The organism is Arthrobacter sp. PsM3 (genome assembly GCF_030433895.1).
In the GTDB taxonomy this organism is placed as follows: Bacteria; Actinomycetota; Actinomycetes; order Actinomycetales; family Micrococcaceae; genus Arthrobacter.
Genome location: NZ_JARUXE010000003.1, coordinates 148,578 through 170,340, shown reverse-complemented (window position 1 = coordinate 170,340; position 21,763 = coordinate 148,578). Strand labels below are relative to the sequence as shown.

At 67.9% G+C, this 21,763-nt stretch carries 21 protein-coding genes; 12 read left to right on the top strand and 9 right to left on the bottom strand.

Annotation, left to right across the window (positions count from 1 at the left end; all coding sequences use genetic code 11):
- On the bottom strand, positions 1-725 hold a 725-nt coding region (locus tag QCD75_RS02555; protein WP_301225434.1), incomplete at its 3' end, for a FadR/GntR family transcriptional regulator.
- A 146-nt stretch (positions 726-871) separates the two neighbouring features.
- Here QCD75_RS02555 and QCD75_RS02550 point away from each other — a divergent pair.
- From QCD75_RS02550 to QCD75_RS02510, 9 genes are all read left to right on the top strand, one after another.
- Positions 872-2,410, top strand: coding sequence for a four-carbon acid sugar kinase family protein (locus QCD75_RS02550; RefSeq protein ID WP_301225414.1), 1,539 nt, complete (start codon positions 872-874; stop codon positions 2,408-2,410).
- A gap of 25 nt (positions 2,411-2,435) precedes the next feature.
- The gene (locus tag QCD75_RS02545) at positions 2,436-3,341 is read left to right on the top strand and encodes an NAD(P)-dependent oxidoreductase (RefSeq protein ID WP_441005427.1); all 906 of its coding nucleotides are present in this window, start codon (positions 2,436-2,438) and stop codon (positions 3,339-3,341) included.
- Between the two features lie 113 nt (positions 3,342-3,454).
- On the top strand, positions 3,455-4,921 hold the full coding sequence (locus QCD75_RS02540; RefSeq protein ID WP_301225410.1) for a GntP family transporter: 1,467 nt from the start codon (positions 3,455-3,457) through the stop codon (positions 4,919-4,921).
- A complete protein-coding gene (locus QCD75_RS02535) occupies positions 4,921-5,793 on the top strand; it encodes a class II fructose-bisphosphate aldolase (RefSeq protein WP_301225408.1) in 873 nt (290 codons plus the stop codon). The genes QCD75_RS02540 and QCD75_RS02535 overlap by 1 nt, the downstream gene beginning before the upstream one ends.
- Positions 5,794-5,843: 50 nt before the next feature.
- The gene (locus QCD75_RS02530; protein WP_301225406.1) at positions 5,844-6,236 is read left to right on the top strand and encodes a DUF1304 domain-containing protein; all 393 of its coding nucleotides are present in this window, start codon (positions 5,844-5,846) and stop codon (positions 6,234-6,236) included.
- Between the two features lie 194 nt (positions 6,237-6,430).
- The gene (locus tag QCD75_RS02525) at positions 6,431-7,768 is read left to right on the top strand and encodes an acyltransferase family protein (protein ID WP_301225404.1); all 1,338 of its coding nucleotides are present in this window, start codon (positions 6,431-6,433) and stop codon (positions 7,766-7,768) included.
- Positions 7,765-8,109, top strand: coding sequence for a GNAT family N-acetyltransferase (locus QCD75_RS02520; protein ID WP_301225402.1), 345 nt, complete (start codon positions 7,765-7,767; stop codon positions 8,107-8,109). The genes QCD75_RS02525 and QCD75_RS02520 overlap by 4 nt, the downstream gene beginning before the upstream one ends.
- Positions 8,110-8,236: 127 nt before the next feature.
- On the top strand, positions 8,237-8,941 hold the full coding sequence (locus tag QCD75_RS02515; RefSeq protein ID WP_301225400.1) for a hypothetical protein: 705 nt from the start codon (positions 8,237-8,239) through the stop codon (positions 8,939-8,941).
- Positions 8,942-8,971: 30 nt separating this feature from the next.
- Positions 8,972-9,754, top strand: coding sequence for an SDR family NAD(P)-dependent oxidoreductase (locus tag QCD75_RS02510; RefSeq protein ID WP_301225398.1), 783 nt, complete (start codon positions 8,972-8,974; stop codon positions 9,752-9,754).
- 4 nt (positions 9,755-9,758) lie between these two features.
- Here QCD75_RS02510 and QCD75_RS02505 read toward each other — a convergent pair whose 3' ends face one another.
- Positions 9,759-10,820 carry an FUSC family protein gene (locus QCD75_RS02505; protein WP_301225396.1) on the bottom strand — a complete coding sequence of 354 codons (1,062 nt, stop codon included), beginning with the start codon at positions 10,818-10,820 and terminating at the stop codon, positions 9,759-9,761.
- Between the two features lie 205 nt (positions 10,821-11,025).
- Entirely contained in the window at positions 11,026-12,639 is a 1,614-nt protein-coding gene (locus tag QCD75_RS02500) for an MFS transporter (RefSeq protein ID WP_301225394.1), read from the bottom strand.
- Positions 12,640-13,035: 396 nt separating this feature from the next.
- Here QCD75_RS02500 and QCD75_RS02495 point away from each other — a divergent pair, with 396 nt between their 5' ends.
- Both QCD75_RS02495 and QCD75_RS02490 read left to right on the top strand, forming a co-directional pair.
- Positions 13,036-13,269: a hypothetical protein gene (locus QCD75_RS02495; RefSeq protein WP_301225392.1), complete on the top strand. Its 234-nt coding sequence runs from the start codon at positions 13,036-13,038 to the stop codon at positions 13,267-13,269.
- 84 nt (positions 13,270-13,353) lie between these two features.
- Entirely contained in the window at positions 13,354-13,614 is a 261-nt protein-coding gene (locus QCD75_RS02490; RefSeq protein WP_301225390.1) for a hypothetical protein, read from the top strand.
- A 36-nt stretch (positions 13,615-13,650) separates the two neighbouring features.
- On the opposite strand, the gene QCD75_RS02485 is transcribed toward QCD75_RS02490, so the two are convergent.
- Positions 13,651-16,161, bottom strand: a complete 2,511-nt coding sequence (locus QCD75_RS02485) for an ATP-dependent DNA ligase (protein WP_301225388.1) — start codon at positions 16,159-16,161, stop codon at positions 13,651-13,653.
- Positions 16,162-16,201: 40 nt separating this feature from the next.
- On the opposite strand from QCD75_RS02485, the gene ku reads away from it, so the two are divergent.
- Positions 16,202-17,221 carry a non-homologous end joining protein Ku gene (gene ku / locus QCD75_RS02480; protein WP_301225385.1) on the top strand — a complete coding sequence of 340 codons (1,020 nt, stop codon included), beginning with the start codon at positions 16,202-16,204 and terminating at the stop codon, positions 17,219-17,221.
- 32 nt (positions 17,222-17,253) lie between these two features.
- Here the strand turns inward: ku and QCD75_RS02475 are convergent, their stop codons facing one another.
- From QCD75_RS02475 to QCD75_RS02455, 5 genes are all read right to left on the bottom strand, one after another.
- Positions 17,254-17,541 (bottom strand): DUF7218 family protein, encoded by a 288-nt coding sequence (locus QCD75_RS02475; RefSeq protein WP_301225383.1) that lies wholly within the window; start codon positions 17,539-17,541, stop codon positions 17,254-17,256.
- A gap of 2 nt (positions 17,542-17,543) precedes the next feature.
- The gene (locus QCD75_RS02470; protein ID WP_301225381.1) at positions 17,544-18,044 is read right to left on the bottom strand and encodes an SRPBCC family protein; all 501 of its coding nucleotides are present in this window, start codon (positions 18,042-18,044) and stop codon (positions 17,544-17,546) included.
- A gap of 281 nt (positions 18,045-18,325) precedes the next feature.
- Complete coding sequence (locus tag QCD75_RS02465) at positions 18,326-19,159, bottom strand: MFS transporter (protein WP_301225379.1); 834 nt, start codon at positions 19,157-19,159, stop codon at positions 18,326-18,328.
- Between the two features lie 188 nt (positions 19,160-19,347).
- The gene (locus QCD75_RS02460; RefSeq protein ID WP_056428072.1) at positions 19,348-19,626 is read right to left on the bottom strand and encodes an HPr family phosphocarrier protein; all 279 of its coding nucleotides are present in this window, start codon (positions 19,624-19,626) and stop codon (positions 19,348-19,350) included.
- Between the two features lie 58 nt (positions 19,627-19,684).
- Positions 19,685-21,763 carry a PTS fructose transporter subunit IIABC gene (locus QCD75_RS02455; RefSeq protein ID WP_301225375.1) on the bottom strand — a complete coding sequence of 693 codons (2,079 nt, stop codon included), beginning with the start codon at positions 21,761-21,763 and terminating at the stop codon, positions 19,685-19,687.

Genomic DNA, 21,763 nt, shown 5'->3' with positions numbered 1-21,763 from the left:
CCCCCCCCCCCCCCCCCCCCCCCCCCCCCCGCCAGCACGTAGGCCTTGAGGTCATCCAGGGTCTGCTGCATGTGCGCGTCCATCGCGTCCCGCGCCCGGTGCGGATCCCGCGTGGAGAGCGCATCCGCGATCTTCTGGTGGTGGCCGATCGCGTGCGCCTGGATCTCGCGCACTTCCGAGGTCTGGGTCCGCCGCCGTTCCAGCACCCGGTGCAGCGGCGCGAACAGCACGGCCACAAAGACATTCCCCGCGGCGCGCAGGATGAGGTCGTGAAACGCAAGGTCCGCTGCCACAAACGCCGCAACATCGTGTTTTTCATGCGCCGCGCGCATCGCTTCCAGCTCCCCGTAAAGGGTCTTGAGCTCGGAGTCGTTGATCCGCGCGGCCGCCAGCTCGCAGGCGCCCGACTCCAGCATCCGGCGCAGCTCGATCAGCTGGACGGCGGCGGCGGCATCATTCTTTCCCTCCGAGGCTGCCCGGAGAACGGCTTCCAGCGACGCCCACCGGCTCAGCGGGTTCACAAAGGTGCCGCGGCCGCGCTCCACGCTGAGGATCTGCTGGGCCTCGAGGGTCTTCATCGCCTCGCGGACCGTCATGCGGCTGACCTCGTGGCGGGCGCTCAGCTCAAGCTCGCCGGGGACCGCGGATCCGGGCGGGAATTCGCCGGCAATGATGCGGTCCAGCAGTTCGTCGGCCACGACGCCGACCAACGATTTCCTAGCCAATTGTCCCCATTCGCCGTCGCCGAGTTGCGTGATTGACAAGTCTACTTGCGCGTCTTTGTGCCGTGTGCCACACTAGCATTCAAATGTTAGATGTCAGACATCTTACAAATCACTTACGTAGCAGAGTTCCCCACAATGGAGTGCAAGTGCCTTTTGAATCAGAGCTTTTTGAAGCAGATGTGCTGGCCGCCTTCCCGGCCGAGGTCCGGATTCCCGCGCGGACCGTCGCCGCGGCCCTCGATGCCGCCGCTGAGTCGTCCCCCCGGATCCTGGTGGTGCTCGACGACGATCCGACGGGGACGCAGTCCGTCGCGGACCTGCCGGTCCTCACCCGCTGGGACGTCTCCGACTTCACCTGGGCCTTTACCCACCGCATCAACGGCCGCCGCCCGGACGCCGTATATGTCCTGACCAACACGCGGAGCCTTGACCCCGCCGAGGCTGCCGCCCGCAACGAGGAGGTAGTCCGGAACGCCCTCGCGGCCGCCGCCCTCGAAAGTAACGGCGCAGGTTCCAGCGGCACCGGTTCCGGGCTGCGCCTGGGGTTCGTGAGCCGCAGCGACTCCACCCTCCGCGGCCATTACCCGCTGGAACCGGACACGATCGCGGCGACCGTCGCCGCTGTCAGCGGCGAGGTGACGGACGGCGTCGTGATCGTCCCCGCGTTCCCCGACGCCGGGCGCGTCACGATCGGCGGCGTGCACTTCATGCGCGGCACCGGCGACGACGCCGGCAAGCTCACCCCGGTGGCCGAGACCGAATTCGCCAGGGACGCCAGCTTCGGCTTCGCCAATTCCGAACTGGCCAAGTACGTGGAGGAGAAATCCCAGGGCCGCTTTGCGGCGGAATCCGTGATCGTGCTGACCCTGGACGTCATCCGCGCCGCGGGCCCGGACGGTGACCCCCAGGTCTCGGCCAAGGCCATCGCGGACGCCATCGATCCCGCCACCGGCTCCACCCCGATCGTGGCCGACATCGTTACTGAAAACGACCTCCGGGCCCTGGCGCTGGGCCTGCAGGAAGCGGAACGGCGCGGCAAGAAGCTGCTCTACAGGGTGGGTCCGCCGTTTGTCCGCGGCCGCATCGGCCAGGAAATCCGCGCCGAGCTCAGCGGCGAGGAAGCCTACGCGGGGAACACGCCGTCCGACGCCGGCGGCCTGATCGTGGTCGGCTCGCACGTCGGTGTCACCACACGCCAGCTCCAGGCCCTCGTCGAACAGCACAGTTCCGCGCGCATCGTGGAAATCAACGTCGAAAAGCTGCTCGGCGGCAGTGCTGGTAGCTACCTCGACGATCTCGTCCGGAACGTCGTCGAATCCCTGCACAGCGCCGACGTCATCCTCCACACGAGCCGGCTGCTCATCAGGACCGACGACGCCGCCGAGAGCCTCCGGATCGCCCGCACCGTGTCCGCCGCCATCGTCGCCGTGGTGAACCGGACCCTGAAAACCTTCCCGCCGCGCTTTGTGATCGCGAAGGGAGGCATCACGTCCTCGGACGTCGCCGCCCACGGCCTGGAAATCCGCCATGCCATTGTCCGGGGCCCCATGCTGCCGGGCATCGTCAGCCTGTGGGAGCCGGTGGACGGCCCCGCAAAAGGCATTCCGTTCATCGTCTTCGCCGGCAACGTCGGTGACGACCAGTCCCTGGCCCAGGTCACCCGCAAGCTCAGCAACACCTTCTGATCCCCACCCCAAGACCCTCATTTCAATGGAGAAAACCATGAACTACAAAGTCACCGTCCTCGGCCTTGGCGCCATGGGCCTGCCCATGGCCACCCGGCTGGCCACCCAGCTGACCGTCCACGGCTTCGACATCGCCGCACCGCGCCTGCGGCTCGCTGAGGAGGCCGGCGTCCGCACTTTCGCGTCCGCCCGCAAAGCGGCCGAGGGCGCCGACGCCCTGCTGCTCGCCGTGCGCAACGGGGAACAGCTGGACGACGTCCTCTTCGGCGAGAACGGCGTCGCCCCCGTGCTGAAGCCGGGCGCCGTCGTGATCCTGGGCAGCACCGTCGGCACCGACGCCATTCCCGCCACCGTCGCCCGGCTCGCGGCATTTGGCGTCTCCCTCGTGGACGCACCGCTCTCCGGCGGACCCAAGCGCGCCGGCGAAGGCGATCTGCTGATCGTCGTCGGCGCCGAACCGAAGGCGCTCGAAGCGGCCCGCCCGGTCCTGGAGCTGCTCGCCTCCACCCTCACCGTGGTGGGGGACAAGCCCGGCGACGGGCAGGCCCTCAAGACCGTCAACCAGCTGCTCTGCGGGATTCACATCGCCGCCGCGGCCGAGGCAATGGCCCTCGCGGACGCGCTCGGCCTTGACCAGGCCAAGACCCTCGCAGCCCTGGAAGCCGGCGCCGCCGGGTCGTTCATGCTGTCCAACCGTGGACCCCGGATCCTCGAGGCCTACACGGAAAACGGTGCGGAGGTCCTCAGCCGCCTTGACATCTTCGTCAAGGACATGGGCATCGTCGGCAAGGCGACCCGCGCCGCCGGCCTGGCCGCCCCGGTGGCCGCCGCAGCCGAACAGCTGTACCTCCTCGGCCAGGCCCAGGGCCTCGCCGCTGCAGACGATTCCGCAGTCATCAAGGTCCTCGCGCCCACGAAGCGCACCGCCTAGATTCCCCGCAGCAAGTCCAGATCCCCCAAGCCCGACGACGGCGGATCCCCCCTCCGCCGTCGTCGTCGAAACACCCGCTCACTGGCTACAGTGACGTCAAAGGAGACACCCGCATGAATGCCCTGCTCAATTCCCTGATGGTGCGCGCGGCCGACGCGCCCGTCATCAAGCCGGCGGTGGAGCTGGGAACTCCGCTGCTGCTGGCCATCGCCGTGGCCGGCGTCGCCCTGCTGCTGCTCATGATCATCCGCTTCAAGATCCAGGCCTTTGTGGCCCTGCTGACCGTCAGCGTCCTGGTGGCCGTGGCCGCGCAGATCCCGCTCAAAGACGTCTTCACCGTGGTGGCCAACGGAGTGGGAAGCACCATGGGCAAGGTGGCCCTGCTGATCGCCCTCGGCGCAATCCTGGGGCGGATGATCGAGGTCTCCGGCGGCGTGCAGTCCCTCGCCGACCACTTCACGGCCAAACTCGGTGCCCGGCGGGTGGCCGTCGCCCTCACCGCCGTCGGCTTCCTCGTCGCGATTCCGGTGTTCTTCGAAGTCGGCATCATCGTCCTGGTGCCGATCGTCTACGCCTTCGCCAAGATCGCCAATGTCCATCCGGTGAAGTTCGGCCTGCCCATGGCCGGCATCATGCTCGCCATCCACGTGGCCGTGCCGCCGCACCCGGGGATTGTTGCCGGTGCCGGCGTGCTCGGCGCTGACATCGGACTCATCGCCCTGATCTCGCTGGTGATCTGTGTGCCCCTCGGCTTCCTGTCCTACTCGGTAGCATCCATCATGAACCGCAAGGAATACGCACTCCTGCCCGCCGTCAAGAAGCAGGTGGACGAGTTCGGCTCCGCTTCCCTGGTCCGTGCTGGCCACGAGGGCCCGGGCAGCAAAGCCATCGCCCCGCCCCGCCCCGGACTGATCATCTTCCTCATCGCCACCCCGATCGCGCTGATCCTCCTCGGCACCGTGGGCACCCTCGTGATTGACAAGAACAACTTCTGGTACGGCGTCGCCGCCTTCGTAGGCAATCCCGTCTTCGCCCTCCTCGTCGCCGTTGCGCTCTGCTTCTTCCTCCTCGCCGTCCGCCGCCAGTGGTCGCTGACGGAAACCGGAGAAATCTTCGAAGGCGCCCTGCCCCCGATCGCCTCCATCCTGATGGTGGTTGCCGCAGGCGGCGTCTTTGGCAGCGTCCTGCAGGTGAGCGGAATCGGCAAGGCTCTCTCCGAATCCCTCGACACGCTCGGCGTGCCGTTGCTGCTGCTTGGTTTCATCATCTCGCTGGCCCTCCGCGCCGCCCAGGGTTCGGCCACGGTCGCAGTCGTCACCACGGCCGGCCTGCTCTCCTCCGCCGTTGCCGGCGGCGGCTACACCCCGGCGCAGATTGCCGTGATTGTCATCGCCATCGGCTTCGGTGCCCTCGGCCTCTCCCACGTGACCGACGCCGGCTTCTGGGTGGTCGTGCGGTACTACGGCCTGAGCGTCGCCGACGGCCTCAGGACCTGGACCGTGCTCACCACCGTGCTGGGACTGGCGGGCTTCGCCCTAACGTTCGTGGCCTGGCTACTGGTGGGAGGCCTGAGCGCCTGATGCGTGCCCGTCTCGACACCCTGGTCAGTGCCGCCCTGCAACAGGGATCAGCCGTCCCGGCGTTCACCTGCTACGACTTCACCACCGCGCTCGCCGTGGTGGCGGCCGCCGAAGCGGCCGGACGCGGAACCATCCTGCTGGTCTCGCCCAGCACCGCGGCCACGCCGAACGGTCTCCGGCTGATCGCGGCGCTGCGCGGACTCGCCGACGGCGCCAGCGTCCCGGTTGCTGTGCAGCTGGATCATGCCTCGGACCTCGGTGTGATTGCCGGTGCCGTCACCGCGGGGGCCGATTCGGTCCTGGTGGACGGATCATCGCTGCCCTATGAGGACAATATCGCGCTGGTCCTGGCGGCGCGGGCCGTGCTCGACGCCGCCGGAACGGACACGGTGATCGAGGCGGAACTTGGCGGCCTGGCCGGCGACGAGGACAGGGCCTTCGGATCCGACGCCGCAGGCAGCGCCCCGGCGGCCGGCGCGGCCGGGCTCACCGACTCCGCCCAGGTGGAGGACTTCGTGTCCCGGACGGGCGCCCAGCTGCTCGCCGTCGCGGTGGGCAACGTCCACGGCAAGTACCACGGCGAGCCGGAGCTGCGGTGGGACGTGCTGCAGGACATCGCCGTCCGGACCCGCCTGCCCCTGGTGCTCCATGGCGCCTCCGGAATCCCCGCCTCCGAGCTCGTCAAGGCCGCCGCCATGAACGTGGGCAAGGTCAACTTCAACACCGAGCTGCGCACCGGCGTGCTGAAAACCCTTGAGGCGCGCACGGCGGCGCACCGGAGGGATGGCGAGAACCTGCAGGGGCTGCTGGCCGAATGGGACGCCTCGGCCGGGGCCTTCGCGGCCACGGCGCTGGCGACGCTCACCCGCTGACGGGCTGACCCGCTGACGGGCTGGGAACCGGGGGAGGCTAGGATCAGACCATGGTCCTGGCCTCCCTTGTTTTCGTGCTGCTTGCTGCCCTGCTGCACGTCTACATCTTCACGATGGAGTCCATTACCTGGACACGGCCGGCGACGTGGAAGCGGTTCAGCATCACCTCGCAGGAGGACGCGGACACCACCCGGCCGCTGGCCTACAACCAGGGTTTCTACAACCTTTTCCTGGCCGTCGGGGCCCTGACCGGCACGGGCGCCGTCGCCCTCGGCCACGCGGCCGTCGGCTGGACCCTGGTCCTCAGCAGCTGCGGCTCCATGCTTCTGGCCTCGGTCGTGCTCGCCCTCAGCGGCCGCAAGTACCTCCGCGCGGCCGCCACCCAAGGCGTGACGCCGCTGCTCGCCGTCGTCCTCGGGGTGCTGGGGCTGCTGACCGCCTGAGCCGGCCCACCTGGGCCCGGCCGCCTGAGCTTGGCCGCCAACCTGGCCGCCGAGCGTATTAGTAGCCGGCAGCGGAGGCCGGGAACGACGGCACTGGCCGCCGGCCCGGATAAGGCCGACAATGGGGGCAAACACAGCAGCGTTGGCGCTCAACAGCCCAGGAGGGTGCGTTGGCCGGTTCCTTAGGGGGCTCCATGATTCCACCGCGGCGTGCAGAGGCCGGCCAAGTCCTGCAGCCGGAACGCGACCGGGTGATCGATCTCGCCCGCTTCTTCTGCCTTGCGCTCGTGGTGGTGGCGCACACCATGATGGTGAGCCCCGTGCTGAACCCTGACGGCACCGTGACCTCCTACAACACCCTCGGCAACGAGCACTGGTTCGAACCCGTGGTCTGGGTGCTTCAGGTCATGCCCCTATTTTTCGTCGCCGGCGGCATCACCGGCGTGCAGTCCTGGCGCCGACTCCGTGCCCGGGGCGGCAATACCTTCGACTTCATGCAGGCACGGATGCTGCGGCTCATCCGCCCGGCGGCCGTGCTGCTCGCCCTCATGTTTGCCGGGCTCTGGGTGGCGCAGCTTGCAGGCGTCGACCCGCAGGTCGTAGAGCTGATGGTTGCCGGAGCCGGCATGCCGCTGTGGTTCCTCGCCGCATACCTCGCGGCGCAGCTGAACCTTCCGCTGCTGGCGAGGCTGCACGGCCGGGCGCCCTGGCTGACCCTGGCAGTTCTCACCTCGCTGGTGGTGGCGGTGGACTGCCTGCGGGGGACCATGCCGGCTCTGGCCAATCTCAACATGGTCTTCCTGTGGTGCGCCGTGCAGCAGCTCGGATTCTTCCTCGCCGACGGCGGACCGCTGGTCCTCGGCCGCCGCGCGCTGGCGGGCATCATCCTCGGCAGCAACCTGGTCCTCGGGCTGCTCGTGTGGCTGGGACTGTACTCCGGGAACATGCTGGTGAACCTCAATCCGCCCAACCTGACCCTGTTGCTGCTGGGATTCTCGCAGGCCGCCGCGCTGCAGCTCTTCCGCCCCGGGCTGGCGAGATTCGGGTCTCTGGCCACAGTGCGGCGGTTCATCGCAGTGGCCGGACAACGGTCGATGACCGTCTACCTCTGGCATCTGCCCCTCCTCGCGGCGATGTCCGGCCTGCTGCTGCTCACTGACTTTCCCCAGCCGCCAGGGGGAACGGCCGCCTGGTGGTGGGGGCGGCCGCTGGTGCTGCTGGCGTTGATGGGCCTCCTGCTGCCGGTCCTGGCGCTCTTCGGCCGGCTCGAGGAACGCCCGACGTCGCCGGCAACCGCCCCGTCCCGCCCGGCGGCCGCCGTGGTGCTGGCCGCCGTCGTTATCTATGTCCCGGTGGCCGACGCAGCGCTCAACGGACTCACGCTGGGACTGCTTGGCGGGGGAGCGGCGTGTTTCGCACTCGCCGTGCTGCTGCTGGGCCGGATCCCGGTCCGGCTTGTAGCCGGTTCGGGTCCCGGCAGATCGGGCCCGCCATTGCCACGTCCGCCTTTAAGTGCCAATGTCGAACCATGACGGAGAACTCGGCAGCCACTGAAGACACGTTCAGCCCGGACGTAACGACCACCCGGAATGATGAGCTGCACCGCTATGAGCTCCACGTTGGCGGCAAGCTGGCCGTCCAGATCCGCTTCATCGATGAGCCCGGCCACGTGGACTTCATCCACACGGATACGGCGGAGCAGTTCCAGGGCCAGGGGCTCGGCAAGGTGCTGGCGCACTTCGCGCTGGACGACGTCGTGGCCTCCGGCAAGCGGATCATCCCGAACTGCCCCTTCATGTACCGGTACCTGCGCAAGCACGACTCCTATACCCAGTACATAGACTGGCCGGAGCAGCCCCCGGCCGGAGCCTGACTCCCGACCGGCTGCCACCGGCGCGCCAACGGCCGGCGGCGCCTGCTTGTGAGCGGGGCAACAACCTCGTAAAGTTCTGAACAGAGTTATGCAGTTGGCTCTTGGACGTGTCCCTTTGGAGAACCCCATGAACCACAAACTGCGTGTCCTTGTCCGTGTGGATGCCGATCCCGGACCTGTGACCCTCGAAGTCACCGGCTGCCTTACCCAATCAGACTTCCCCGCGCTGCTGCATATTATGCGGCGCGGGGGCCGCCTCGGTGCCGGCACGGATGTCATCATCGACCTCCACGGGTCGTCCCACTTGGACCCGGAGATCCTCCTGCAGCTGAGGTCCATCGCCGACACCAGCGCGGCAGCCGCCGCTCCGGGCATCGACTCCCCTGCCAGGGAGCCGTTCCGGGTCACGCTGGCAGAGCCCGCGGAGCTGCCGATCTGCCTGCTGCACGTCGGATCCGACGGCCTGGTCCTCGCCGGCCTTGAGGGGGAAACCACGGGTCTTCCCCCTGGTCTTCCCGCCGGGGGGCCGCTGAGTCCGGGATTGGCCGAGGCCTGCACCCCGATTGCTGCCGAGCTCAACACCTTCAACGGCCAGGAGCTGTCCGAATACTTCGAAGAAACCCTCGACCCGGCCGCAGCGGTCCGTGCGTTGTCCGATGCCGCCCTGGGACAGCTGTCCGACGCCCTGTACCGCCACCTCGACACCAGCAGCCCGGCTTTTGGCGCGCACACCTGGTACGAGCTGGCGACCGAAGAGCTGCAGAACCGGAACCTCAGCGCCGCGGCCGCCCCCGCAGGGGGTGAACTGGCCGCCGGGCAGGCCCTTGCCTGAGACAGGATCTGGCCGGGTTAGGCTATCGCCATGACTGCACCTGTTGCGATACCGGCCCTCACGACCGCACTGATCACCGGAGGGACCGCAGGGATCGGGGCGGAATTCGCCCGCCAGCTCGCCGAACAGGGGCACAGCCTGGTGCTGGTGGCCCGGGACGCCGCCCGGCTGAAGGCCACTGCCGAGGAGCTGGAGAAACGGTATGGCGTCGGAGTCGAGGTGCTCGCCGCCGACCTTGCGGACGACGCCGGAGTGGCAACCGTCGTCGCCCGGCTCACGGACCCGGCGCGTCCGGTGGAAATCCTGGTCAACAACGCCGGGATGGGCCTGCTGCACTCCTTCGAGGAAAACGATATTGCGGAGGAGGCCAGGCATCTCAAGCTGCATGTCGAGACGGCCATGCAACTGACCCACGCCGCCCTGCAGGGCATGCTCAGCCGCCACTCCGGCAGGATCATCAATGTCGCCAGCGTGGCCGCGTTCCTTCCCCGGGGGAGCTATTCGGCCGCTAAGGCGTGGCTTGTCAGCTTTTCCCGCTGGGCCAACCTCGCGTACGCCAAACAGGGTGTGAAGGTGACGGCCGTCTGCCCCGGGTTCACCCACACCGAGTTCCACGACCGGATGGGCATGGACAAAACGGTGACGCCGCGCTGGATGTGGCTGCAGGCCGACCGCGTCGTGCGTGAAGGCCTCGCCGACAATGAAAAGGGGAAGGCCGTCTCCATCCCGACCAAGCGCTACAAGGTGCTGACCACGGCCGCCCGCATCTTGCCGCCCCGGCTCGTGGCCGGGCCGCCCCGCCGCGCCAAATAAACCGTCAGTGCGGGCGGGCCGGTGGCCGGCGTCGGCGGATCAGGACCACGACAAGGATGCCCAGTCCGGCTCCCATGATGGTCTCGACGGCGCGCTCGGTCACCAGCAGGTGCGGGTCGGCAGGGGCGGCGAGCTGCGTCATCAGCAGGATCACGGGAGTGAAGGACACCATGGCCAGCCCGTAGTGCCTGGTCATGAACAGCTCCGTTGTGAACTGCAGGACAATCACCAGCAGTGCCAGGGCGGCTGCCTCGTGGCCGGGAAACAGCCGGAGAGGCGAGAAAGCCCAGGGAAACAGCACCACGGCAACCACCACAAGGCCCGCCAGGGTGCCAACAATCCGGTGCAGGCCGCGGTGCACGCTGCTGGGCATATCCGCCCCCGCCAGGGGCACCGCGGCGGCTGCCATGGCCCAGTGGGGGTGCCCGCTTCCGCTGAGCACCCCCAAGGAGCCCGCCGCCCCGACGGCGGTGAGGTACCGGGCGGCATGGATCAAGGCGGCCCGGCCTCGGGCCCCGCGCAGCGGCGGGATATCCCGTCCCGCGCCGCGTTCCCAGGCCCGGCCCCGCACCCAGCCGCCAAAGCCGACCACCATGGAAAAGGCGGCGGACAGCGCACCGATCAGGACCGCCGTGTGCCAGTGCACACTGGTGGGGATGGAGGCGCACGCGCCCAGGGCCAGGATGCCGAAGAACGGGCCGTTGGGCTTCAGCGCCACCTTGTCCGCGAACAGTGACCCCGCTGCCGCAAGAAGCGTTTCGATGATGACGAGAACCCAGGAATGGAGCTGGTTTACCGAAAGGAAGACGCCGACGGCCAGCCCGCCCACCAGCAGGAGGGCAGCCTGGCCTTGGTGCCGGAGCCGCAGCTGATGCGGCTCGTTCCGGCCGTACATGCCGGTCAGTGCGCCGAACACCGCGTAGATCATCAATTCCGGGCGGCCCGCGGCGAGAAGCACGAGGGACGGGACGGCCACGCTCACGGCCACGCGAACTGCCGAGACATGGTCCTTGTTGGCCGGCGCCAGGCTGTGCAGGCTGCGAAGCTGCGCGCTGAGGGACTGCACGGGCTCCTCCTTTTTCGGGTTGGCCGGTCTTGCCGGAAGGGTTGGCTGCCCGGCCTGCTGCCGGACGCGCCTAAGGCCCGCCCTGTGTGCTTCCCTCGATGGGCAATCACGCAAGGCAGGCCTCAATGGGCGGGACTTTGCTACAGAATCCGGGTTAGCCGGCCGGGCTCAGGATGAACACTACCGGGCTGCCAGAGTGACAAGCTCAGGCTTTGGCCGGAACCCTTTCGGCGTCGCGGAGCGCCGACGAATCAGCACCCGAACCTGCCGCCGCGGCGGCAAAGGGCATGTCCATTTCCACCAGGTCGATCAGCGGGTTCTCGTCCTGGTTGGCAACAAGCTCCTTGGCCTCCGCCTGCGTGTCCACGCTGGGCATGGAACCCGGCAGGGGGCGCTGGGCCGATTCCTTGAGGAAGTAGATCGCCACGGCACCGATCGCCGAGGTGGCCATCAGGTAGTACGCCGGCATCATGTCATCGCCGGTGGCGCCGATGAGGGCGGCGACGATGAACGGCGTGGTGCCGCCGAAGATTGCCACGGAGAAGTTGTACGCGATGCCCATGGCACCGTAACGGCTCGACGTCGGAAACTGCGCCGGCAGGGCTGAGGCCAGGTTGGCCACGTAGAACGTGACCGGGAAGGCGATCATGCCGAGACCCAGGAGGGTGGACCAGATTTCGCCGACGCCGATCATCATAAACGCCGGTGCGGCCAGGACTACGGTGCTGAGTGCGCCGATCCACAGCACGGGGCGGCGGCCGATACGGTCGGACAGCTTTCCGGTCAGCGGAATGCAGAGGCTCATGATGACCAGCACCGGGATCGTCAGCAGGGTGCCGTGCACGGGGTCGTAGCCCTTGGACTCGGTGAGGTAGGTCGGCATGTAGGACGTCAGGGCGTAACCGGCCGTGTTCGCGGCTGCCACCAGGATCATGGCAACGATCAGTGAACGCCAGTAGGCCTTCACGATGCCGACGGGGCTCTTGGACGCGACGGAGTCTGAGGATGCGGCGTCCTTGGAGAGGATCTCCTGGGCATCCAGGGTGGCCTGGAACTGCGGGGATTCCTCAATCTTGCTCCGGAAGTAGACCGCGATCAGGCCCAGCGGACCAGCGAGCAGGAACGGGATCCTCCAGCCCCAGTCCTCCATGGCGGCCTGACCCAGGGTCAGCTGCAGCACGGAAACGAGGGCGGCGCCGGCCGCGAAGCCGAGGTAGCTGCCCATGTCGAGGAAGCTGGCGAAGAACCCACGCCGTTTGTCCGGGGCGTATTCGCTCACGAAAGTGGTGGCACCGGCATACTCGCCGCCGGTGGAGAAGCCCTGGATGACCTTGAACAGGACCAGCAGGACCGCAGCCCAGATTCCGATCTGCGCGTAACCGGGCAGGAGGCCAACTGCGAAGGTGCTGGCCGCCATGATCATGAGTGTCGTGGCGAGAACCTTCTGCCGGCCAATCTTGTCGCCAAGCCAGCCGAAGATGACTCCGCCGAGGGGGCGCGCAATGAAGGTGGCGGCGAAGGTTCCCAGCAGGAACAGGGTCTGGACGGACTTGTCCGCCTCGGGCAGGAATACCGGTCCCATGGTGGTGATCAGGTAGCCAAACACGCCGACGTCGTACCATTCCATGGTGTTACCCACGATGGTGCCGCCGAGTGCCTTCTTGAGCATCGGCTTGTCGACGACGTTGACGTCAGACTCTTCGAGTCGACGGCGCGTCCGGAGCTTTGGTTTCCTCACACCCGTGGGTGCAATTTGGTTGGTTCCGCCGGCGTTCATAACGCCTGCTGAAGAGTCGGTCGTGCTTCGGTCTTTGGGCATTTGGGCCGCTCCTATGGAGGTCATTTGCTTGCGACTTGTAGCTGCCCCGCTCTGGGCAGACCTTCAATTTTACGCGATTTCCATGGCGTTTCCGAGTTTAGTGCCGTATGATCCGGTGATTCTGCCCCGATCGGGGCCGAACGGCGGAATTCTTTTCCGCTGTTTCACCGCGCCAACGTTGGGAAACCCCATGTCCGCCGGGGCTGGCGCAAACTTTTTCCCGCAAACCCGGCCGGAAGCCGTTTTTTCGGCCGGAATCAGGCCTTTGCAGCGGCGCCGTTCACCCGCAATGAGGCCCCCGCGGGACCGCTCAGAAGGGGTACCCAAGGGATCCGGAAAGCGCTTAGGGTTGAATTCAGCGGAGCGCTGATACAAGCCACACAAGGAGAACAGTCGATGACCAGCAAAGAGAGCAAAAAGAGCAGCGGCAGCGGAGCCGAGGCGGCCGACATGTCCCAGGCCAAGCAGGAGGATGGGAAAGGCATTAAGTCCCGCCTCACCGATGCCCAGAAGGAGATGCTCGCCAGCAAGTCGCGGGGCGGGGCCGCCTCGCAGAGCGTCGGCCACAGCCACAAGCCCACGCACGTCAGCGGCAAGCAGGGCCCGGCCGAGAAGAAAGTCCGCTGGTAGCCCTACAGACATCGCCGGCCGGCCGACCTACGATGGGTGAACACTTCATTTCACAGCGGTAATTGCACAGGGAAAGGAAGAGCAATGGCAGATCATCACTTAGGAGACGAGATTGAGCCTGAGGTGGCCAGCCACTTGGCTGAGTCCATGGATGAGGCTCCTGGCCCCGAGCCTGTGCATCACCTTCCGCCCCCCGCTTCCGAGGGCCATTCCTGGCCGGATGGCAGCGGCAAACACCGCCACCCGAAGGACCGCGATGAGGTCCGCGGACTGCAGAGCCAGCAGGTGGTGGAGGCCGCTGAGCACCGGACCAGCCGCCCGGACATCCCGCACCGCGACAAATGAGAGGACGGCCGGGCCGGCGTTGAGTCCGGCCCGGCCCTATTCGAACACCACGTCTTCAGGCTCCTTGTCCAGCCTCCAGCCGCGCCAGACGGGGTGCCGGAGCTTGCCGCTGCCCGTCCATTCCCCGTAGGTGACCTCCCCGACCAGTCTGGCGCTCACCCAGTGGGCGTCCGAGGCATCGGCCGCGGGCACCTCCTCGAACGGCGAGGTCTTCCGCGGGAGGGCATCGAGTTTCTCGCGGAGTTCCTGGAGCTCGCGGGTGCTGAAGCCGCTGCCCACGCGCCCGACGTAGCGCAGCTTGGAACCGTCCGGGATCCCCAGCAGGAGCGAGCCCACGGACTGTCCGCGCTCTCCCTTGCCCGGCCTCCAGCCGCCGACCACCACCTCCTGGGTGCGTTCGAACTTGAGCTTGAGCCAGGACCTGCTGCGCTGCCCGACGTACCGGCCGCCCGTGCGCTTGGCCATCACGCCCTCCAGCCCCAGCTCCTCGGCGCTTTCCAGGATGTGCCGGACCTCGCCCTCGATCAGCGGGGAAAGCTCGGCCGGGCAGCGGGAGGGGGTGAAGAACGCTTCCAGCATGGCCCGGCGTTTGCTGAGCGGCAGGCGGCGCAGGTCCTGGCCGTTCTCGGACAGGAGATCGAACAGCATCAGCCGCACCGGCGTCGTGGACTGCGCCTTCGCGACGTCCAAGGCACGGGTGAGCTTCATCCGCCCCTGCAGCAGCCCGAAGTCGGGCCGTCCCGAGGGGCCGACGGCGATGACCTCGCCGTCGGCGATGAAATCCTGATCCGGCCAGCAGGAACGGTCCGTCAGTTCCGGGTACGTCGCGGACATGTCATTGCCGTTCCGGCTGACCAGGCTGATCTTCTCCGCGTCCCCGACGACCAGGGCCCGCACGCCGTCCCACTTGAGCTCAAACTGCCAGTCCTTGCCCGGCAGCTCCGCGGCGGTTCCGGCGCTGGCCAGCATCGGCCTGAAGTCCGCCGGGTCGGGCACGGCGCTCTCCGGCGCCGGCGCCTCCGCCGGCGTTTGCGCCTCCGCCGGGGCGGGCCGATTCCTCCCGTCGTGCGGGTCCATCAGGTGGATGAGCCACTGGTCGTCGCCCCGGCCGGTGTGGATCAGCGCGAACCTGCGGACGCCGCCCATGCCGCCGTCGTCCTGGCCGGTGAGGGTGGCAATGACCTCCTTGCCAGCGATCCACTTCTCGCACTCGTAGGTGCCGTGGTCCCAGATGCTGACGGTCCCGGCGCCATACTCGCCCTTGGGAATGGTGCCTTCGAAGGCCGCATAGTCCATCGGGTGGTCCTCGGTCTGGACCGCCAGGTGGTTCTTCGTTTTGCTGGTGGGCACCCCTTTGGGCAGCGCCCAGGACACCAGCACGCCGTCGCGCTCCAGCCGGAAGTCATAGTGCAGCCGGCTGGCGTGGTGTTCCTGGATGACGAACTTCTCCCGGAGCGTGCCGCATTCTGTCGCCGCTGCCGTCGCCGCGCGGTGGCGTTCCGCGGTGAACGGTTCCGGGGTGGAGGCCGCGTCCCGCTTGGCGCGGTACTCTTCCAGCCGCGGGTCGGTGTCGCCGCCGTCGGCGGGCGCTTCTCCGGCGGACGCGCGGCCCGGCGCGCCGCCCGGCTGGGCTGCCGGCCGCCTCCCGCCGGAGATGGCGGCGAAAGGATCCCTGCCGGACCTCACCCGTTTCAGGACCTCCAGGTAGTCCAGCTGGTGCAGGGACGGTGAGTTGAGTTCGCGCCAGGTCCGGGGTGCCGCCACCATGGGCCGGAGCCGCCCTCGCAGTGAATAGGGGACGATGGTGGTCTTCGCGGCACTGTTCTGGCTCCAGTCCACCAGGACCTTTCCGCGGCGCAGCGCCTTCTTCATGTCGCTCACGGCCAGCTCCGGGTGGTCGGCTTCCAGCGAGCGTGCCAGTTCACGGGCGAATTCGGAGATCTGCTCCGAGCTCTGCCTGCCGTCGAGGGCAGCGTACAGATGGATGCCCTTGCTGCCGCTGGTCACGGGCACCGGGTCCAGCCCCACATCCTGCAGGATGGTGCGGGCGAGCTTCGCCACCTCCACGCAGTCGGCCAGCCCGGCCCCCTCGCCGGGATCCAGGTCCAGCACCAGCCGGTCCGGAGGCAGCTGGTTGCCGTGGGAATCAACGCGCCACTGCGGCACGTGGATCTCCAGGGCCGCGATCTGCGCGAGCCAGGCGAGGGTGGCCGGATCGTTGACCAGCGGGTACTGGATGGTCCGTTCCTTGTGCGTGATGGAGGCCCGCGGCACCCACCCCGGGGTCGAATGGTCCAGATTCTTCTGGAAGAACATCTCGCCGGGGGCATCTGCCGTCCCGACGCCGTGCACCCAGCGTTTCCGGGTGGCCGGGCGGTTCGCGGCGGCCGGGATCAGTACGGGCGCCACCGCGGCGTAGTAGGCCAGCACGTCGGCCTTGGTGGTTCCGGTCTCCGGATACATGACCTTGTCCAGATTGGTGACCACCAGTTCGCGGCCGCCAACCCGGACGCGCTCCTTGCTCCTGGCCGGAGTCCTTTCAGCCAAGGGACTTCACCTCCGCGCAACTGTGCTGTTCACTTGATCCATGAGAGCCATCTGGAAAGGCGCAATTGCATTCGGGCTGGTCAACGTGCCCGTCAAGGTCTACAGCGCGACCGAAGACCACGACATCAGCCTGCACCAGGTCCATAACGCCGACGGCGGCCGGATCCGCTACCAGCGCCGCTGCGAGGTCTGCAGCGAGATCGTGGAGTACGAGGACATCGACAAGGCCTACGAGGACGACGGCCGCACGGTGGTCCTCAGCCGCGAGGAGCTCAAGTCCATCCCGGCTGAGAACAGCCACGAGATCGACGTTGTGCAGTTTGTTCCAGCCGACCAGCTTGACCCGATGATGTTCGAAAAGAGCTATTACCTGGAGCCGGACTCCAAATCGCCCAAGGCCTATGTCCTGCTGCGCCGGGCGCTGGAGGACACTGACCGGGTGGCCGTAGTCCAGTTCGCGCTGCGGGACAAAACCCGGCTGGGTGCCCTCCGGATCCGCGGCGACGTGCTGGTGCTGCAGGCTTTGCTCTGGGCCGACGAGGTGCGGGAGGCCAGCTTCCCCGCGCTCGAAACCCCCATCCGCATCTCCGCCCAGGAGCGCGAGATGTCCGCTGCGCTGGTTGATTCGATGGCAGCGGACTTCGAACCGGACCAGTTCACCGACGACTACCAGCTGCAGCTGCGCCAGCTCATCGAGGCGAAGCTGGAGAAGGGCGAGTCGCTGGACACCGAGGAAACCTTTGGCGTCCCGGCCGCCGAGGCCGGCGGCGGCGAGGTGATCGACCTGATGGAGGCACTGAAACGGAGCCTGGAGAAGAAGCGCGGGGCCGGGGCGCCGTCCGCGGACGACACGTCCGCCGCGAAGTCCGCCGCCACGTCCGCGACGAAGCCCGCTGCTAAGCCAGCCGCGGCCAAGGCGGCTCCGAAGGCGCCTTCCGGGGCTGCGGCCAAGGCCGCGCCCAAGTCTGCAGCGAAGGCCGCCCCCAAGACCACTGTGAAGACTGCCCCGAAGACAGCTGCTGCGAAAGCCCCGGTCCGGAGCGCGCGGAAGGAGGCCTGAGCAGTCGGCTGTCCGGCCGGTGGCCACCGGGATCAGGAATTCCTGAGGGCGGAAATGAGCTCGCTTTTCTTCTTCCCCGAGTAGCCCTTCAGGCCGATCTCCTTGGCGCGTTCCCTCAGCTGGGGGACGGTCCAGTCCTCGTAGTCGCCGGCCTTTCCGCCTTTGCGGCCTACAGCCGACCGGCCTCTCTTCGCGGCCGCGTTGGAGATGCGGGCGGCTTTCTGCTTCGACGCACCGTCGTCCAGAAGCTCTTCGTAGAGTTCAGGGTCCTTGATGCTGGGGCTTTCGGAGCCGCGCGGGGAATTCTTCTTCGTAGGCATGGCTACCTCGGACGCTCGGTGGTGGCGGGCCCGGCGGTGTCGTCCACTTCGCCCCGGTCGACTGAGGACCGCCATTCGCCGGTTTCGATCCCGCGGGATTCGATGAACTGTTTGAAGCGGCCGAGGTCTGCGGTGACCTGGCGGCTGTCCGCACCCACGGCCGGGCCGGCCTTTTCCACCAGCCCCTCGGGCTCCCACTCCAGCTCCACGCTGACCCGGGCCCGTCCGGCGCCGAGGGGTTCGAACGTCACGGTGCCCGCGTTGCGGGGCTTGTCCGTGCTTACCCAGGTGATCGTCCGGTCCGGGGTCTGCTCGGTGATCTGGGCCAGGTATTCGCGCCGGACGCCGGCGATGTCGGTGCGGAACTGGAGGGAGGTCTCGTCGATCTGCTCCACGGCCTCGACCCCCTTCATAAACTCCGGGAACGTCCCAAACCGCGTCCACCGGTTGTACGCGGTGGACACCGGGACGTCGACTTCGATGCTTTCCTGCACGCTTGCCACGGGGCTTGCTCCTTCTGCCGGGAATCCGTCCTGCGGCAACCGCCGGTGGCGGTGCCGCGTTTTCCAAACTAGCGGCGACGCCGGGCCATGACAAGCATTTACTAAGGATGCTTAGCGGCGGGTCGGTATGGCATCGGTACCCGCCGGATCACCCGCCGCGACAGGAACTGTGTCCCCCCGCTGCGGGCGGCGGGCACGCCATCCCGTCAGTTCGATGACTGCCAGCGCGAGGACGGTGAGCACGGCGCAGGCCGCGAAAACGCCGTGATACCCAAGCATCGTCACGGCCGCGAAACCGATGATCGGTCCGGAAGCGATGGCCCCAAGCCGCCGGGTGTTGGTGTAGAGGCCGGAATCTCGAGGGCGGCGGCGCCCAGCGCCAGTCCGGCCCACATCACATCGAGGCCCAGTCCGTTCACCACGAATAGCCCCATGACCGACACCGCCGCGCTGTTGGTTGCCTGCAGCGCGATGAAGCCGACGACGACGGACACGAGCACCGGCCTGGAAGTCCCGGCCGCCTCAGGGCCGCCAGCGGCAACGGCCGGAAGGCCGGGCTCGGCAGGGGCCGGCGGCCGCCGGGCAATCATGAGGGCGGTGGTGGCGATGTTGAGGACGGCTACCGCCGCGAGGGCAAGCAGGATGGCCCGGTTTCCCAGCGCGCCCATGATGAATGTTGCCAGCGGCGGCCCGGCCACCCAGGCGACGGAGACGATGGCCCGCGTATTCACGATGTCCGAGGGGCGTGCCCCCGCGTGCTTGAGGTGCGCGAAAAGGAGTGAACTTCCCACTCCGGCGGGACCGCCGAGGGCGATCAGGCCGACGACGGCGACCGGAAGCGAGCTGGTGAAGGCCAGAAGGCCGGTGAGGGCCAGGGTCAGTGCCCCGCATGCCAGCAGGGGCCGCAGGTAGTCCCCGGTGCGGTCGGCGTAGGCCGGCACCAGCAGCGAGGCGACGAAGCCGCTGGCGTTGTGCACGGCAAGCACCCAGCCCACGTCGGCGGGCGTGGCGTTGAACAGCGCGACCAGCAGAAGTGCCAGTGCGGGGTTGAGGAAGGCGAACTGCAGTCCCCACAGCAGCGCGGCTGAGGGGACCAGCCCTCGCCCCTCAGGCATCGCTTCCGGGACCTTGCGGTTTTCTCTTGTTTTTCGAACCCTAGAAGGCTCCGGCCCTTCGGTGGGAGGCCCTGTCTGTACCTGCCTCAGGCGGCGCCGCCTGCACTTAACCCGAAAGCCCGGCCGCACCCTTTCCAGGGTGCGGCCGGGCCTCGTCGTCCCGGCGGCCGGGCCACCGTGAGGTGATGCTATTCGGCGTCGTGATCCGTTTCGAGGATCTGGACCAGGCGTTCGAGGGCGGCGTCGGCGCCGTCGCCCTCGGCGCGCAGGACCACAACTTCGCCGTGGGACGCGCCCAGGCTCATGAGGGACAGGATACTGGCGGCATCCATGGCCTCGTCGACGGGTTCGCCCAGCCGGGCAATGGTGATTTCGAGATCGAACTCGCCTGCAGCCTCGGCAAAGATGGCCGCCGGGCGGGCGTGCAGCCCGACGCGGCTGGCAATGGTGGCGTTACGTTCGGTCATTGGTGCTCCTTGGTTTCAGCGTGCGGAATATCAGCTAGGAAAGGCGTTCCTGGACGGCTCAGGCGGCTACGGGAACCGCCTCCACCGTATCAACCGGCTTCTTGACTGCCCAGCGCTTGAGCCCGATGACGGCGAAGGCAGAGATGACGGTGCCCACCGCGATGGCAACGACGAACATCAGGAAGTTGTCGATGGCGAAGAAGACGAAGATGCCGCCGTGCGGGGCCTTCGATCCCACCCCGGCTGCCATTGAGATGGCACCCGTCACGGCCCCGCCGAGCATGCAGGCGGGAATGACGCGCAGCGGGTCGGCCGCGGCGAAGGGGATGGCGCCTTCGGAGATGAAGGAGGCTCCCAGCAGCCAGGCGGCCTTGCCGTTTTCCTGCTCCGCCAGGCTGAAGAGCCTCTTGTTGAGAACAGTCGAGGCGAGGGCCATGGCCAGCGGCGGGACCATGCCGGCGGCCATGACGGCCGCCATGATCTGCCATGGCGCCTGGTTGGTGACGGAGGCTGCGCCGAGGCCGGCGACGGCGAAGGCGTAGGCAACCTTGTTGACCGGTCCGCCAAGGTCGAAGCACATCATCAGGCCGAGGATGACGCCGAGGGCAATGGCGCTGGCGCCGGTGAGGCCGGACAGCCAGTTGTTGAGGCCCACGGTGATAGCGGCGATCGGGCCGCCCAGGACCACGAACATCAGGCCGGAGGCCACGAGCGATGCCACGAGCGGAATAATGACCACCGGCATCAGGCCGCGCAGCCAGCGGGGGACGCTGAGCTGGCCGATCGAATGTGCCACATAGCCGGCCAGCAGGCCGCCCACGATGCCGCCCAGGAAGCCGGCGCCCATGAACCCGGCAACGGCACCGGCAACGAAGCCCGGGGCGATGCCCGGCCGGTCAGCGATGGCGAAGGCGATGTAGCCGGCCAGCGCCGGGACCAGGAAGCCCAGGGACAGGGCACCGATCTTGAAGAGCACTGCTCCGAGGTAGGCGCCCAGCGGGCCCCAGGCCAGTTCCGGGTACGCCGTGGGCAGGTTGCCGATGGTGTTTTCCGCGAGGATCTTGTCCGCGTACCCAGTGATGTCGTAGCCACCCAGCAGGAAGCCGAGGGCGATCAGCAGACCGCCGCCCGCCACGAACGGGATCATGTAGCTGACACCGGTGAGCAGGGCCTTCTTCAGCTTCGTGCCGAGGTGCTCGCCCTTTTCCTCGGCCTCCTGCTGCGCCTGTTCCTCGGCACCGTAATGCGGGACCCGGCGGGCGTTGGGGTTGTCCGCGGCGGCGAGGGCTTCCTGGACCATCTTGTCCGGCTCGTCAATGCCGCGCTTGACCGGGGCGTTGATGACGGGCATGCCGGCGAAGCGCTCCTTGCCGCGCACGTCCACGTCCACGGCGAAGATGACGGCGTCGGCGGCGGCGATGACGGCGGGGTCTAGCGGCTTGGCGCCGGAGGACCCCTGCGTTTCCACCTGGAGGTCGATGCCTGCTTCCTTGGCCGCGGCCACGAGTGAATCAGCGGCCATGTAGGTGTGGGCGATGCCCGTGGGACAGGCGGTCACAGCGACGAGGCGCTTGGGGCGCGCTGCCCCGGCGGCTGCGGGCTCGGTCGCCGCGGCGGCCGCAGTTGAACCGGCAGCAGCAGCGCCGGCAGCGGCAGCCGGGGCAGCGGCGGAGTGGGCCGCGGGCTTGTCCGCGAGGGCACCTTCGACGAGCTCGACGACCTCAGCCTCTGAGCGGGCGGCGCGCAGGGACGCGGTGAAGTCCTTTTTGATCAGCGACCGGGCGAGCCTCGAGAGCAGCTTGAGGTGCTCCTGGTCCGCGCCTTCGGGGGCCGCGATGAAGAAAATCAGGTCCGCAGGTCCGTCTTTGGCGCCAAAGTCGACCGGCTGGGAAAGCCTGGCCATTACGAGCGTCGGTTCGGTAACCGCCGTCGAGCGGCAGTGCGGAATGGCGATGCCGCCGGGCACGCCCGTGGCGGTCTTCTGTTCCCGGGCGAAGGCGTCCGCGAAGAGGCCTTCGACCTCGGTGGCGCGTCCGTTGGCGGCAACTTTGCCTGCCAGGTGCCGGATCACGTCCTCGGGCGAGCTGCCCAGGTTCTGGTCGAGCTCGACCAGTTCGGTAGTAATGAGCTGAGTCAC

What these genes read in the sequence shown, in the direction of transcription:
- QCD75_RS02545 (WP_441005427.1), top strand. Translation starts at nt 2,436, where the DNA reads ATGGAGAAAACCATGAACTACAAAGTCACCGTCCTCGGCCTTGGCGCC.
- QCD75_RS02540 (WP_301225410.1), top strand. Translation starts at nt 3,455, where the DNA reads ATGAATGCCCTGCTCAATTCCCTGATGGTGCGCGCGGCCGACGCGCCC.
- QCD75_RS02535 (WP_301225408.1), top strand. Translation starts at nt 4,921, where the DNA reads ATGCGTGCCCGTCTCGACACCCTGGTCAGTGCCGCCCTGCAACAGGGA.
- QCD75_RS02530 (WP_301225406.1), top strand. Translation starts at nt 5,844, where the DNA reads ATGGTCCTGGCCTCCCTTGTTTTCGTGCTGCTTGCTGCCCTGCTGCAC.
- QCD75_RS02525 (WP_301225404.1), top strand. Translation starts at nt 6,431, where the DNA reads ATGATTCCACCGCGGCGTGCAGAGGCCGGCCAAGTCCTGCAGCCGGAA.
- QCD75_RS02520 (WP_301225402.1), top strand. Translation starts at nt 7,765, where the DNA reads ATGACGGAGAACTCGGCAGCCACTGAAGACACGTTCAGCCCGGACGTA.
- QCD75_RS02515 (WP_301225400.1), top strand. Translation starts at nt 8,237, where the DNA reads ATGAACCACAAACTGCGTGTCCTTGTCCGTGTGGATGCCGATCCCGGA.
- QCD75_RS02510 (WP_301225398.1), top strand. Translation starts at nt 8,972, where the DNA reads ATGACTGCACCTGTTGCGATACCGGCCCTCACGACCGCACTGATCACC.
- QCD75_RS02500 (WP_301225394.1), bottom strand. Translation starts at nt 12,639, where the DNA reads ATGCCCAAAGACCGAAGCACGACCGACTCTTCAGCAGGCGTTATGAAC.
- QCD75_RS02495 (WP_301225392.1), top strand. Translation starts at nt 13,036, where the DNA reads ATGACCAGCAAAGAGAGCAAAAAGAGCAGCGGCAGCGGAGCCGAGGCG.
- QCD75_RS02490 (WP_301225390.1), top strand. Translation starts at nt 13,354, where the DNA reads ATGGCAGATCATCACTTAGGAGACGAGATTGAGCCTGAGGTGGCCAGC.
- ku (WP_301225385.1), top strand. Translation starts at nt 16,202, where the DNA reads ATGAGAGCCATCTGGAAAGGCGCAATTGCATTCGGGCTGGTCAACGTG.
- QCD75_RS02475 (WP_301225383.1), bottom strand. Translation starts at nt 17,541, where the DNA reads ATGCCTACGAAGAAGAATTCCCCGCGCGGCTCCGAAAGCCCCAGCATC.
- QCD75_RS02465 (WP_301225379.1), bottom strand. Translation starts at nt 19,159, where the DNA reads ATGCCTGAGGGGCGAGGGCTGGTCCCCTCAGCCGCGCTGCTGTGGGGA.
- QCD75_RS02460 (WP_056428072.1), bottom strand. Translation starts at nt 19,626, where the DNA reads ATGACCGAACGTAACGCCACCATTGCCAGCCGCGTCGGGCTGCACGCC.